The following is a 12749-nucleotide window of genomic DNA, read 5'->3' as shown; positions in this document are numbered from 1 at the left end:
GTCTCGCCGAGGCGGGCCCCGTGGTCGTTCGGGCTACGTCTCGCGGAGGCGGCGGGCCTCGCCGTCGTTCGGGGCTACGTCCAGGCGACGGCCCGGACCGGGGCGCCGTCCGCTCCGGCGAGCTTGAGCGGGAAGAAGCCGACCCGGCAGCTGGCGGGCAGCGAAGTGGCGTGCCTGATGTTTTCCACGATTAGGCCGTCGGAACCCAGCACCAGCTCATGCACCGGGAGGCTGAAGGTCTCGGCAGGCTGCAGGGTGCGGTCGGGATTCAGCGTGTCCACGGCCAGCACGCGCATGCCCCGGTGCACCAGTTCATCCGCTGCCGCCCGGGACAGCACCGGGTGGTCCAGGTACGCCTCGGTGCCGAAGTGCCGGGCCCACCCGGTGGCCACCACCACGATCGCGGGCACGCTTCCCGGCACCTGGCCGGCCAGCCGGTGCCATCGGATCTCCTCCCCCGCGGCGAGGTCCGGAACCTGCAGCACCAGGGCGTCGCCTACAAGTTCGTCGAGGGGCACCTCGGAGGTGGTGCGGCCGCCGTCGATGCTGTGGCACGGCGCATCGAAGTGGGTGCCGGTATGGCTGCCCAGCTGCAGTTCGGAGACCTCAACCCCGTTCTGGGTGATGGTCAGCGCACGGCTGATCTTCACCTGCGGGTCCCCGGGGTAGACCTGCATCCCCGAGGAGACGGGGTGGGTCAGGTCCACGCACCCCACGGCGGGCTCAGTCTCCCCCGGCGCTGGGCAGCTCGGCGCCGGGCACTGCCCCCGGCTGCTCCGCCAGGTGCCCGGCCCGTTCGCCGGCGAATCGTTCCCGGCTCTTGATGGACAGGGCCAGGTACAGCAGGAAACTGAGCACGAAGGCCGGGATGGTTGCGCCGACGGGGCTGGGCCACAGGTAGGTCAGCATGTAGGAGGCCGCAGCACCGATGACCCATACTCCGATGGCCGCCCAGTTCACCCCGCCGGTGTACCAGTACCTTCCGCCTCCTTCGCTCAGGATGTCGCGGCTGTAGCTCCGGCGCTTGATGATGTAGTAATCCACGATCATGATCGCGAACACCGGCACGAAGAACGCGCTGATCGTGACCAGGAAGTCGGTGAACTGGTTCAACAGGGCCAGCCAGGTGGACCCGGCTATCGAGATGACGCCGACCACCAGGGCTGTGGGCAGGAACCGGAGCTTCCACCGGGACTGCGCATTCACGATCGTGGTGACCATCCCGTAGACCACCATCGTGTTGGTGGCCATGACGGACATGAAGATCACGATGGCCAGCGGGGTGCCGAAGGCGGCCACGATGACGGTCGGATCGAACTCGGCAGCCGGCTCGCCCGAGAGGATCACGTAGCCGATGGCGGTGGCGCCCAGCGACATGGCCAGAACCGTGGAGATGGTGTAGCCGATGCCGGAGCCGAGGATGCCGGCGCGGCTGGACTTGGCCAGGCGGTTGAAGTCGGCGGACAGAACGGTCCAGGAGATGGCCGTCGCGATCACGATGTCCAGCACCACGAAGCTGGTGTAGCCGAGCGTCGCGTCGACGCCGATGCCGCCGAACTCCGCCGGGCCGAACGTGGTGAAGGCGGTGGTAAAGACGTACACCATGATCGCGAGAATGACGACGGCGAGCCACGGTTCTACCTTCGCGATGCCTTCGTGTCCGAGGATGGCAAGGCAGACGACCAGTGTCTGGCACAGCACGGCGAACAGGATCGGGTTGGAGAAGCCGGTCAGCTGCGCCACTACGTAATTGACGGTGACGCCGGCAAGCATGGCCTGCACCCAGCTCCAGCCCATCAGGATGATCACATTGGCGGCCACCGGCAGCAGGCTGCCGCGGGTGCCGAAGGCCCCGCGGGTGATGGCCATGGTGGGCAGGCCGGTCAGGGTGCCGATGTTGCCGATCAGCGTCAGCACCACGGCGCCGGCCAAGGTGCCGATGACGATGAGCCAGATGGCGGAGCCGAAGTCGATGCCGGGGATGAAAAGCGTGCCGGTCAGCAGGGTGGTGACCACAAAGTTGGCGGCCAGCCAGATCATTCCGATCCGCGGGGTGGACAACGTTCCCCGGATGGGGCCGAAGCCGTCCGCGTTCTGCTGCAGGTGGGTATCGAGGCGCTGGTAGAGGTTCATGGTGGTCCTCGGAACGTAAGGATTTAGGTAGGCGGGGCCTGGACCTGCCCCGGAGGCGGCATCGGTGAGAGATGCTCGTGCACCGCGATAAGACCGCCGTCCTCGTAGCGGAAGACGATCGTTTCGCGCTCAAGGTACGAGTCTTCGCCGTCCGGCAGGGCAACGGTCGTTGCCACATCGTGCACGAAGACCGCGCCGCCGGGAAAGGCCGTCACGTGCTGGTTGGTGGATCCGCAGGCGACCACCCGCCACCCCTCGGCAAGCCACCGCGCCCACAGCACCTCGTACCCGTCGCGGCTGTCCAGGCGCGCCGGTTCCGTGTGGAAAACGAAGCTGGCGTCCGGGGCGAATGCCGCGAAGTAGCGGTCGGTGTCGGTAGCTGCGAAAGCCCCGACAATGCCTGCCGCGGCCTCCAGGACTTGATCATGGGAGGGAGTATGCGGAGCGGCGGCGCCCATGGCGGCCTCCTTGTTGCAGCATGGCCGACTGCGACGGGGAGTTTCCCCCGTGAAACAAGTGTTGCCAAGAGCGATCTCCGCCGCAAGGGGCGGCCGCTGCGGCAGCGCGGGGCGGCGGGGGTTACGGCTCTTGCCGGGCGCCGAGGGTGGCACCTTGGACGCTGGCGTTATCGGCTTTGGATTCATCGTCTCGGGGTGGACCGGCGACGGGCAGGGTAAACGTGAAGACGCTGCCCCTGCCGGGCTCGCTCTCACAGCTAATGCTGCCGCCGTGCCGTTCCACGATGTCCTTGGACAGGGCAAGTCCGAGGCCCAGCCCCGGGATGGAACTACGGCGGGCTGCTGGACTGCGGAAAAACCGCGTGAAGACGTTGCGGCTCTCCTCGGCACCCATCCCCATGCCCCGGTCCGCCACCTCGCACCGAACCATTTCGTCGTCGCCGGCGCAGCTGACCGTGACGTCACCGCCCTGCGGGGAGTACTTGATGGCGTTGGACAGCAGATTATCCAACACTTGCCGGACGCGCGCCGGGTCGCAGACCACCCGCAGGGCAGGCGGGGCCTCTACGGCGAATGTAATGCCGCCGGCGGCGGCCCGGGGTTCTGCTGCTGCTACGGCCTGCGCGACAATATCCCCCAGATCCGCAGGAACCGGCTGCAGGTCAGAGAATCCGGCGGCCGTGCCCAGCAAATCCTTGACCAGTGCGAGCAGCTGGTCCGAATTCCGGAGGATGGTGTCCAGGCCTGCGGCCATGTTCTCCGGCAGGTCCGGTGTCAGGGCCAGCAACTCGGCATACCCCTGGATGGAGGTCAGCGGGGTTCGCAGTTCGTGGGACACGCTGGACAGGAAATCGCTTTTCGCTTCCAGCGCGGACACCAGTTCCGTGACGTCGTTGAAGGCGAGTACCGAACCTTCGCGCCGGCCGCTGCCGTCGACCATCGCCTGGGCGGACGCGGAGAGTACCCGTTGCCGCGGGGGCCGGCCGAACCAGACCAGGTATTCGGAAAACGACTCGCCCCGTACTGCGCGGCAGATGGGCCGATTCTGGACCGGCATGAGCGATTTGCCTCCGTCGGCGTAGAGCTCGAGCCTGGACTCCGGCGCGGCCTCGTCGCCCGGGGGCAGCACTAGGCGGCGCAGCTCTTCCTGCCGACGGTTGCGCAGGATCGTATTGCCGTCCTCATCGACGGCCAGGACGCCCACGTTCACCGCGCTGACGACGGTCGACAGGAGCCGCTCGCGCCTGTCGCTGGCTTCCAGCAGCGCCCGGAGCTTGGCGTCCTTGGCCTCGACCACACGCTGCTGTTCCATCATGCTCGCGGTCATGACCCGGACCGTAATGCCGATGGCCAGCATCATAAACGGGATGAGCAGCGGGTGGATTAACGCTTCGAATGTGACGGCAGGCTGCTTGAGGAACACCGGAATCCACACCATCGCCAGGGCGGCCAGCGCACCCCCGATCACGGACAGCCGCGGCAGCTGACCGGAGGCCGCCAGCCAGATCACCGGGAACGCGGCCAGCAGCCCTACCCCTGTCAGGAGCGACCCGGCGCCTTCGCGCAGCAGTGCGATGGGAATGAAATCCAGCAGCGGAATGATCAGGAAGGACGGGTAGGGCAGCTTCTCCCACGGAACGAAGAAACAGGCCGCCAGCAGCACGGCGTTCAGCACCATGCTGAGTTCAAAGAGCGGATTCGCCAGGAGCGGGGGAGAAAAAAGCCACGTGCCCACGCCCAGGAACAGCATGGTGATGGACAGCGGCAATTGACTCATCACAACCCGCCCGCGCAGGGAGAGGGTATGGAACTTCACGCGGTTCAAAATCAGCAGATCGAGGATTTTTTCCATGGCGGCGACTCCAATATCGTCGTCACAGGCGGATTCTGCAGTGACGGATGTGACAAACGGGAAGATAACCGCCTTAATGAAAGCATGCCAGCTGCCCCCAGCAACCGCCGTGCCGTTATAGTCGAGGACAACGCGGACATCCGCCGGTTGCTGGCCCAAATCGTCACCGACCAAGGCTTCACGGTTGCGGAAGCAGAAAACGGGCGGGACGGTATCGAGCTGGTCCGCAACGGCGGCGCCGACCTCATTACGTTGGACTTGAACCTGCCCGATCTGGATGGCATTGAAGTCTGCCGGCAGGTCAGGACTTTTTCGGACGCCTACATACTGATGATCACCGCGCGCGCCGAGGAAATGGACCGGCTCAGCGGGTTGAACACGGGCGCCGACGATTACATCAGCAAGCCGTTCAGCCCCCGGGAACTCCAGGCAAGAATCGGAGCGCTTTTCCGCCGCCCACGGTCCCAACCCGTAGAGGCGAAGCCAAGCGAAGATCAGGAACGCGCCGCCGAGGTTCAGCGCAGCCTGCTGCCCGCCGAACCCCTGAAACTCCAAGGCTACGAGATCGGCGGCCGTTGCCGGCCCAGCCGTAGCGTGGGCGGGGACTTTTTCGACTGGTGCGCCACGGAGAACGGACTGCAACTGACGGTCGCCGATGCCATGGGTAAGGGCATGGGCGCCGCCCTCATCGCCGCGACGGTCCGTGCGGTGCTGCGTGCCTCCAACGGGCACCCGGACATAGCCCCGGCCTTCCACGCGGCAAGCCAGGCGCTCGAGAGCGACCTGACCCAGTCCGACTCCTTCGTGACGATCTTCCATGCCAGGCTGGACGCACGGAACTCAACGGTTGACTACGTGGACGCGGGGCACGGGCTTGGGCTGCACGTCTACGACGGCGGCCTGCGCCGCCTGCCCTCGGGTGGTCCTCCCGTCGGCGCCGTCCCGGGCAGCACGTGGGCCGCAAGCCGTCTGCTGCTGGAGCCCGGGGAGTCACTCCTTGTGCTCAGCGACGGGCTTCTCGATGCCTTCGACTCGGTGGATGCAGCCATGGACGCGGTCGCCGCCGTGGCCAGCTCCGGTGATGATGCCCGGGACGTCTGCGATGCCGTGTTGGACCTGGCCGGCGCCGCGGTAGCGGACGACATTACTGCCGTGATGCTGCGTCGATGCCCGGCAGACAACCCGGTCCGCACGTGAAACGTTTCGCCATTCGCCTGCTGGTGGTTCTGACGGTCATCCTCGGAACCAACTACCTGGCGTGGCGATGGCTCGACTCGCTTAACTGGTCGGCGTGGTGGATAGCCGTCCCCCTGGTGCTGGCCGAGACCTACAGCCTGATCGACGTCGGACTCTTTGGCCTAACGGTCTGGCGGTTCCGGGAGCGCAAGGCGCCGCCGCCACCGCCTGCGGACGCCACCGTCGACGTTTTCATCACCACCTACGACGAGCCGCTGGACCTGGTCATGGCCACCGCGCTGGCGGCGCGGGATATCCGTTACCCCCACAGCACCTGGATTTTGGACGACGGCGCCAGGCCGGAGCTGGGCGAACTTGCCGCCAGCCATGGGCTGGGCTACCTGACCCGCACGGGTGATTGGGCGGACAAGCCGCGGCACGCCAAAGCGGGCAACCTGAACAACGCGCTGATGATGACCCACGGGGAATTCCTCCTGATCCTCGACGCCGACCAGATCCCCCGGCCCGACATTCTGGACAAGACGCTGGGGTATTTCAACCAGCGCCGGGTCGCGCTCGTCCAGACCCCCCAGTACTTCAGCAACGTGCCGGCCGACGATCCGCTGGGCAGCCAGGCCCCGCTGTTCTACGGGCCCATCCAGCAAGGCAAGGACGGGTGGAACGCAGCGTTCTTCTGCGGTTCGAACGCCCTGCTCCGGCGCGAAGCATTGATGCAGCTGGGCCTGGCCGGCTATGTCACCGAAGTCGAGCGCGGGGTTCACCGTGCGCTGGCAGGGGCGCGAAGTGCCATCCGCAAGGCCCGAAGGTCCCCAGAGGCGGCAGATCCGCTCGTGGCAATGCTGCTCGACGACGTGGAGGCGGCCACCGACACGGCCCGCGCCAGGCTCCGCAGCGGCGGGTCGCTCAGTAAAATCACCTATGACCTCCGGAAGAAGGTCGACGACGCCGTGCGGTCCCTCGTTGCCGAGAACTTCGCGGCCGTGGAAGCGGACCTGGCCGAGATCGCCGCAATGGAACTCGGGGGCCCGGTGGCTGCACCCGAGCCGGACGAATTGGACGGCGCGGTGGAGCGGATGTCCCGGCGCGATTGGTCCCCGCTGGGGGCGCTGGGATCAGTGCAGGCCGTGCTGGACGCAGTCTCGATAGAACGCCCGGACGAAGCCCAGCCGGTGATGCCGCTGGCGACTATCTCCGTGACGGAGGATATGGCGACCTCGATGCGGTTGCACTCGATGGGCTGGCACAGCGTCTATCACCACGAGGTTCTCGCCCACGGCCTCGCCCCGGAGGACCTCAAAACCATGCTCACCCAGCGGCTGCGCTGGGCCCAGGGCACCGTCCAGGTCATGCTGCGCGAGAACCCGCTGGCGCAACGCGGACTGAGGCTCGGCCAACGGCTGATGTACTTCTCAACAATGTGGAGCTACCTCAGCGGCTTTGCCGCAGTGATCTACTTCGCCGCGCCGGTCATCTACCTCACCCTGGGCATCCTCCCCGTCAACAGCCTGAGCTCGGACTTCTTCATCCGGTTCATCCCGTTCATGGTGGTCAACCAACTGCTGTTTGCCGTGGTGGGCAAGGGCGTCAGCACCTGGCGCGGGCAGCAGTACAGCCTCGCCCTCTTCCCTACGTGGATCAAGGCCTGCACGACGGCGGCTCGGAATGTGTGGCTGGGACGCCCCCTCGGCTTTGCCGTCACTCCGAAAGCCCGCCAATCCGGGGGAAGCAGCTGGAACCTGATCACACCCCAGCTGGTCACCATGGCTTTGCTGGTTGCTGCCCTCCTGACGGGAGCGGCAAGACTGGCCGCCGGGCTGAACGAACCGGTGGGCACACTGGTGAACGTGGCCTGGGTTATCTTTGATTTGCTGATCCTGAGCGTGCTGGTCAAGGCCGTTAGGTACAAAGGGTTCAAGCCCGACGAAAGGAACGTGGATGCAGTTCACCGTTGAGACCACGCCCGCCTATGCCGAGGTCAACGGCAGCGGCCGGCTGAACATGGTCGCAGCACCCCGCCTCCGCGAAGTGGTGGCCGCCGTCGTGGCTGAAGGAAACCACCATGTGGTGGTGAATATGGCGGGTACCGAGTTCATGGACTCGTCCGGGCTCGGGGCACTGATCGGCTGCCTGAAGATCGCCCGGCAAGCGGGGGGCGACCTCCGCATCGCGAACGTGCAGCCGCAGGTCAGGATGGTGCTTGAGCTGACCAGCATGCACCGCGTGCTGACTCCCTACCAGAGCGTCGACGCGGCGTTTTCCGATGACTGAGGTCCTCGCCCGAACGTCACGCCAGGGGCTGGCCACGGCAGAAACCGTCGAGGCCCTGCACGAGGACTTCGAGGCGCTGTGGACGAAAGCCGACTTCGTTCCGGACCTGGACCGCATGGCCTTCTCGACCGCCGTGATCGAGGCCGCCACGAACGTGGTCCAGCACGCCGTCCCCGCTTCCGAAACTCCCCTCCAGCTCGGCGTTGAGATCACCATCTGGTCCCGCCGGTTGGAAGCACGCATTTCCGAAATCGGCGCAGCACCTTCCAGCCCCGGCATCACGAACCCCCAAGGGCACGACATCGACCCGGAGTCGGAGTCGGGCCGCGGACTCGACCTGATCCACGCCCTGGTCAGCACCGTAACCTTCGAACGCCACGGGGAGGACAACGTCTGGGTTCTCTGCCGCAATTCTGCCGACTAGCGCCCCTGGCTAGTCAGCCGCGAGCTCCCCGACGACCAGCCGCCGCGCGACTTCGGTCAGCAGTTCCACCCCGCGCAGGGCGTCGTCGTCCCGGGTGAATTCGGCTTCGTTGTGCGAGATGCCTTCGACGCTGGGAACGAAGAGCATGACCGTCGGGACAACATCCTTCAGGTTGGTCGAGTCGTGGCCGGCCACGGTCATGATGTCCGTGTGGCTGAACCCGAGCCGCTCCGCGCTGGCGGTGCCGAGCGCCACGCCCGCGGGCTGGTAGGACACCAGTCCCCACCGGTGCGTCAGCTCGAGGCCGACCGTGGTGCGGGACGCCGCCTCCGCCTCGGCGATCTTTTTGTCCAGCAACTCCATGGCGCGGGCCAGGACGTCCTCGTCCGGCGACCGCAGGTCCAGGTTCATGACGGCCTGGCGCGCAATGGTCACCGGCGAGTTGGGCAACACGTACATCTCGGAGACCGAGGTGTGCAGTTGCCCGGGGTCGAACTCCGCGGCGAGGTCGCGGGCGGCGGAGATGACGAGGGCCGCTCCGTAGAGGGCGTCCCTGCGGTCCTCCATCCGGGTGGAGCCGGTATGCGACTGCTCGCCGTCGACCGTGACGCGGTACTTGCTGGCCGCCCACGTACGGTCCACGATTCCGACCTGCGTGCCGGTTTCCTCGAGGCTCCGGCCCTGCTCAATATGGATTTCGGCGTAACGGGCCACGTCGGCGAGCCGGGGGGCGCCGTCATCGGCGGCGCGGTGGCCGGCGGCCAGCGCCCCGGCGACCGTCGTCCCGGCCGGATCCGCGGTGGCGAGCGCCCGTTCCAGGGGCAGCTTGCCGGTGAAGACGGAACTGCCCATCATGCTGGGTGTGAAGCGGCTGCCTTCTTCGTTGAACCAGTTGACCACGGCCACGTTGTAGACCGGGTCGATCCCGCCGGCGGCAGCTTCGGCCGCGACGCGGGCCGCGGCGTGGGCTCCGGCCAGCACGCCGTAGGCGCCGTCGTACCGCCCGGCCAGCGGCTGGGAGTCCAGGTGCGAGCCGAGCAGGACATAGGGAGCACCGGGAACGAGTTCGAGAGTTCCGAACTGGTTTCCGGCGGCGTCTACCTTTTCGGTGAAGCCGTGCCGCGCCAGCCACCCGCCGAACCACCGGCGGGTGGCGTGGTCCTCCGGCGTACCGGCCTGCCGGTCGACGCCGCCGCCGGGGGTCGCGCCGAAGCCGGACATGGCGGCGAAGTCGTCAAGAAATTCCTTACCGGTCGTGCTCATCGAATTTCCTCCCCCGTCGACGCCATCGCCGCGTCCGCGGGTTCCCGTGCCGGGAAGTTGTCCGCGCCGAAGCGGATGTCGCCGCCCACCATGGTGGCCAGCACCTGCGTGGCGCTGATGCAGGACGGCTCGACGGCGGTGGGGTCCTGGTCCAAAAAGACCAGGTCGGCCAGCATGCCCGGAGCCAGCCGGCCCTTGGTGTCGCCGGCTCCCGTGGCCGCCGCGGAACCGACGGTGTAGGCGGCCAGCGCCTCGGCCGCGGTAATCCGCTCGTCGGGGCCGTAGACCTCTCCGGACGGGGTCAGCCGCTGCACGAACGATTGGATCACGTCGAGCGGTCGGCCGTTGGACACCGGCCGGTCCGAGCTGCCCGGCAGGGTCGCGCCGCGCTGCAGCAGGCTGTTGGCCGGGTAGGACGTGGCCGTCCGCTCCGGACCGAGCAGCCGCGCCATGCCGTCGCCGAACTCGGTAATGAAATGCGGCTGCGGCACCAGGACGATGCCGGCCGCGGCGATGCGGTCCAGCTGCTCCGGCCGGATCACGCCGCCGTGCTCAATCCTGTTGGGCAGCGGCCTGCGGCCGTAGGTTTCCTGGGCTTCGGTAATAATGTCGATCGCGTGGTCGATGGCGTGGTCCCCGATCGCGTGCATCGCGATGGACCAACCGGCCCGGTACGCCTCGAGGGACGCTGCGCGGAGCACGTCGGCGTCCATTTGCAGGTAGCCGTGGTTGTGGGGGCAGCCGACATACTCCTCGGTGACGTAGGCGGTGCTGCCCAGCAGCGATCCGTCGCTGAAGATTTTCACCGGTCCCAGCCGGAGCCAGTCGTCCCCCAGGCCGGTGCGGATGCCGGCATCAAGGCCGCGCGAGACCGGGTCTGCGTCGTGCCCCGGAACCTCGTGCAAGGCATCCAGGACCAGCATGGGTTGCATCCGGACGCTCAGCAGCCCCTTGTCCCGCGCACTCTGGTAGGCGCCGAACTCGCGCGGTGAGTAGCCGATCCAGCCGCCGGCGATGCCTGCGTCGGTGACGCTGGTGATGCCCTCGGTCAGATAGTGGGTGGTCGCGAGGTCCAGCGCACGTTCGATGGTCGCCAGCGGGTAGGGCAGCATGATGTCCTGCACCAGCCGCATGGCGTTCTCTTCCAGCAGCCCGGTGGGCCGGCCCTCCGCATCCGTGACAACGACGCCGCCATCGATCGGCGCGGCAAGGTCGGCGCCGCGTGCGGCGATCAGATCGAATGCGGCGCCGTTGACGTTGCAGGCGTGGCCGGAGGAGTGCTTGATCCATACCGGGCGGCCGCCGGCGGCAGCATCGAGCCGGTCGCGGTCAGGCTGGGCTCCGCCGTGCAGCAGCGGGCTGTACCCGGAGGCCACCACCCATTCGTCCTCCGCCAGCGTGGACGCGGCGTCTGCTATCACCGCATAGGCGTCTTCGAGGCTGGCGACCGTCCCCAGGTTCGCTTCCATCAGGCCAAGCCCGAACCAGACGCTGTGGGCGTGCACGTCATTAAAGCCGGGGACGATGACCGCGCCGGCGGCGTCGACAACCCTCCGGGCCCTGGGCGCGGCCTGCGGGTCGACGTCGAGTGCCAGCACCTTCCCGTCGTGGATCAGCAGGTTTTCTGCCACCGGATGTCCGGGGTCCTGGGTCAGTATGCGGGCGTTGCGGATCAGGAGATCGACGAGCATGGGTCCTCTTCGTGCTTTCGCTGCGGCGTGCCCGGAGCGGTAGATGGCGCGGCCGGCCGTGCAGGGCGCCGCCTCCATTTCAACACTGGAGCAATGTCACGCTCAATGGACAAAAGACGCCATCTCCAGCGGAAGGATTAGGCGATTGCATAAGATGGGTGAATGAGCGAGCCGCGCGTAGAGCCCTTCCCCCACAGCGCCAGCCAGCACCGGGACTTCAATCCCGACCCGTCTGCCGAACCTGCGTGGACCGAACTTATCCGCCGCCTGTGGCAGGAACGCGATTTACTGGTCAGCGACTTCCTGGAGCGCTTCGCCGCCATCTCCTACGAGGGGGCATTGGTTCCGGACGAGGATGTCCGCCGGACGGCGGTGGACACGATGGAGATGTTCCTGTTCCAGATGGCCGGCCTTGAGTTGCCCCCCGATCTTCGGTCCCTGCCGAGGGACGTGGCTTCCCGCCGGGCACGCCAGGGGGTCCCGTTGGAAGCCTTCCTCAGCGCGGTACGCAACGACTTCAGGGTCTTATGGAAAGGCCTTGAACGCGTTGCGCGGGGGCACGGCACCGACGTGCTCGTTGCCAACATGGACCGGGTCTTGGACACTGTGGAGAGATACGTCAGCAGCATTCAGCAGGCGTTTTCGGAAGAGGAAGCCCTGCTGGCCCGCGACAAGCAGCTGCACCGGCAACGGCTGCTATCGCGGCTCTTTAACACCGATACTCAAAACACCGGCGAGGTCTCCGACATAGCCGCCGGCTTGGAAGTAGAGAGCTCGGACGTGTTTGAACTGATTGCGGTCACCAAGGAGGCCGCGGCGAAGCTGCCGGATCAGCCTGCGGCCGACCGTCACACCTTCTCTTACGAACGCGCCGGCGCCCTCTACCTTTTCCGGGTAAGCCGTGCCGGGCGAACCTGGCAGGACGATCCGCCCGAATCTCCGGCCGGTTACATGCCCGGCGTGGAGGGCCTGGCCGCGATTCCGCAGGCTGCAGCGGCGGCTTTGGTGTTGGCCGCCAAGCACGGTGCCGATACGGGGTTGGCCACCATCGCGGGCACCTGGATGTCCATTGCCCGGGACCTCCTGGAGAAAGCGCTCCCCGGATTCTCGCTCCCCGTCACAACGGCACTGGACCATTGCACGCCGCATGAGCGCCAGCGGTTGCTGCAAGTGGCGCAAAGTTACGGCCGCACCGGTTCGATTAAGGAAACCGCGGAGGAACTGTACTGCCACCGGAACACGGTGGTCAACCGGTTGCATTCGCTGGAGGAAGTCATCGGGCTGGACATGACGGTTCCGGCGCAGGCAGCGCTCGCACTGGTGGCACTGGCGGACTACAAAAATGGGCACAAATTGTGAAAAGGCACAAGTGAGCGTTGTCAAGCCGGTGTGTATTGTCATTGTTCAGGGGAATGGCACTACCTTACAGTCGAGAGGTACTTCACAGCTCTACCTCGGGATGT

Annotated in this window: 11 protein-coding genes; 5 read left to right on the top strand and 6 right to left on the bottom strand. The window is 66.7% G+C overall.

Going from position 1 to position 12749, the window contains the following annotated elements; all coding sequences use genetic code 11:
* Positions 1 to 74 precede the first annotated feature (74 nt).
* The 4 genes from AC5RVZ_RS25760 to AC5RVZ_RS25745 all read right to left on the bottom strand — a co-directional run bounded on the left by AC5RVZ_RS25760 (position 75) and on the right by AC5RVZ_RS25745 (position 4443).
* The gene (locus AC5RVZ_RS25760; RefSeq protein WP_494068465.1) at positions 75 to 716 is read right to left on the bottom strand and encodes a cyclase family protein; all 642 of its coding nucleotides are present in this window, start codon (positions 714 to 716) and stop codon (positions 75 to 77) included.
* Between the two features lie 7 nt (positions 717 to 723).
* Positions 724 to 2133: a purine-cytosine permease family protein gene (locus AC5RVZ_RS25755; RefSeq protein ID WP_494068464.1), complete on the bottom strand. Its 1410-nt coding sequence runs from the start codon at positions 2131 to 2133 to the stop codon at positions 724 to 726.
* A gap of 23 nt (positions 2134 to 2156) precedes the next feature.
* Positions 2157 to 2591 carry a nuclear transport factor 2 family protein gene (locus tag AC5RVZ_RS25750; protein WP_494068463.1) on the bottom strand — a complete coding sequence of 145 codons (435 nt, stop codon included), beginning with the start codon at positions 2589 to 2591 and terminating at the stop codon, positions 2157 to 2159.
* 121 nt (positions 2592 to 2712) lie between these two features.
* Complete coding sequence (locus tag AC5RVZ_RS25745; RefSeq protein WP_494068462.1) at positions 2713 to 4443, bottom strand: sensor histidine kinase; 1731 nt, start codon at positions 4441 to 4443, stop codon at positions 2713 to 2715.
* A gap of 84 nt (positions 4444 to 4527) precedes the next feature.
* On the opposite strand from AC5RVZ_RS25745, the gene AC5RVZ_RS25740 reads away from it, so the two are divergent.
* From AC5RVZ_RS25740 to AC5RVZ_RS25725, 4 genes are read left to right on the top strand one after another with little or no spacing between them, the layout of a single operon-like run.
* Positions 4528 to 5640 carry a PP2C family protein-serine/threonine phosphatase gene (locus AC5RVZ_RS25740; protein ID WP_494068600.1) on the top strand — a complete coding sequence of 371 codons (1113 nt, stop codon included), beginning with the start codon at positions 4528 to 4530 and terminating at the stop codon, positions 5638 to 5640.
* Positions 5637 to 7592, top strand: a complete 1956-nt coding sequence (locus AC5RVZ_RS25735) for a glycosyltransferase family 2 protein (protein WP_494068599.1) — start codon at positions 5637 to 5639, stop codon at positions 7590 to 7592. Before AC5RVZ_RS25740 ends, AC5RVZ_RS25735 begins: the two co-directional genes overlap by 4 nt.
* Positions 7576 to 7908 (top strand): STAS domain-containing protein, encoded by a 333-nt coding sequence (locus AC5RVZ_RS25730; RefSeq protein ID WP_493977025.1) that lies wholly within the window; start codon positions 7576 to 7578, stop codon positions 7906 to 7908. Before AC5RVZ_RS25735 ends, AC5RVZ_RS25730 begins: the two co-directional genes overlap by 17 nt.
* Complete coding sequence (locus AC5RVZ_RS25725; protein WP_494068461.1) at positions 7901 to 8332, top strand: ATP-binding protein; 432 nt, start codon at positions 7901 to 7903, stop codon at positions 8330 to 8332. Before AC5RVZ_RS25730 ends, AC5RVZ_RS25725 begins: the two co-directional genes overlap by 8 nt.
* A gap of 9 nt (positions 8333 to 8341) precedes the next feature.
* Here AC5RVZ_RS25725 and AC5RVZ_RS25720 read toward each other — a convergent pair whose 3' ends face one another.
* Both AC5RVZ_RS25720 and AC5RVZ_RS25715 read right to left on the bottom strand, forming a co-directional pair.
* On the bottom strand, positions 8342 to 9595 hold the full coding sequence (locus AC5RVZ_RS25720; RefSeq protein ID WP_494068460.1) for a M20 family metallo-hydrolase: 1254 nt from the start codon (positions 9593 to 9595) through the stop codon (positions 8342 to 8344).
* Positions 9592 to 11286, bottom strand: coding sequence for an amidohydrolase (locus AC5RVZ_RS25715; protein ID WP_494068459.1), 1695 nt, complete (start codon positions 11284 to 11286; stop codon positions 9592 to 9594). Before AC5RVZ_RS25715 ends, AC5RVZ_RS25720 begins: the two co-directional genes overlap by 4 nt.
* 162 nt (positions 11287 to 11448) lie before the next feature.
* Between AC5RVZ_RS25715 and AC5RVZ_RS25710 the strand changes: the two genes are divergently transcribed.
* Positions 11449 to 12645: a helix-turn-helix domain-containing protein gene (locus AC5RVZ_RS25710; protein WP_494068458.1), complete on the top strand. Its 1197-nt coding sequence runs from the start codon at positions 11449 to 11451 to the stop codon at positions 12643 to 12645.
* The last annotated feature ends 104 nt before the right edge of the window (positions 12646 to 12749 follow it).

Source organism: Arthrobacter sp. Cza30, from assembly GCF_059090765.1.
Note: the sequence above shows the minus strand (reverse complement) of the source record. Positions and strands in the feature narration are given on the sequence as shown.

Bases quoted from the DNA above. Each gene is read 5' to 3' on its own strand.
- AC5RVZ_RS25730 (WP_493977025.1), top strand. From the start codon at position 7,576: ATGCAGTTCACCGTTGAGACCACGCCCGCCTATGCCGAGGTCAACGGC.
- AC5RVZ_RS25720 (WP_494068460.1), bottom strand. From the start codon at position 9,595: ATGAGCACGACCGGTAAGGAATTTCTTGACGACTTCGCCGCCATGTCC.
- AC5RVZ_RS25725 (WP_494068461.1), top strand. From the start codon at position 7,901: ATGACTGAGGTCCTCGCCCGAACGTCACGCCAGGGGCTGGCCACGGCA.
- AC5RVZ_RS25740 (WP_494068600.1), top strand. From the start codon at position 4,528: ATGCCAGCTGCCCCCAGCAACCGCCGTGCCGTTATAGTCGAGGACAAC.
- AC5RVZ_RS25710 (WP_494068458.1), top strand. From the start codon at position 11,449: ATGAGCGAGCCGCGCGTAGAGCCCTTCCCCCACAGCGCCAGCCAGCAC.
- AC5RVZ_RS25755 (WP_494068464.1), bottom strand. From the start codon at position 2,133: ATGAACCTCTACCAGCGCCTCGATACCCACCTGCAGCAGAACGCGGAC.
- AC5RVZ_RS25750 (WP_494068463.1), bottom strand. From the start codon at position 2,591: ATGGGCGCCGCCGCTCCGCATACTCCCTCCCATGATCAAGTCCTGGAG.
- AC5RVZ_RS25715 (WP_494068459.1), bottom strand. From the start codon at position 11,286: ATGCTCGTCGATCTCCTGATCCGCAACGCCCGCATACTGACCCAGGAC.
- AC5RVZ_RS25745 (WP_494068462.1), bottom strand. From the start codon at position 4,443: ATGGAAAAAATCCTCGATCTGCTGATTTTGAACCGCGTGAAGTTCCAT.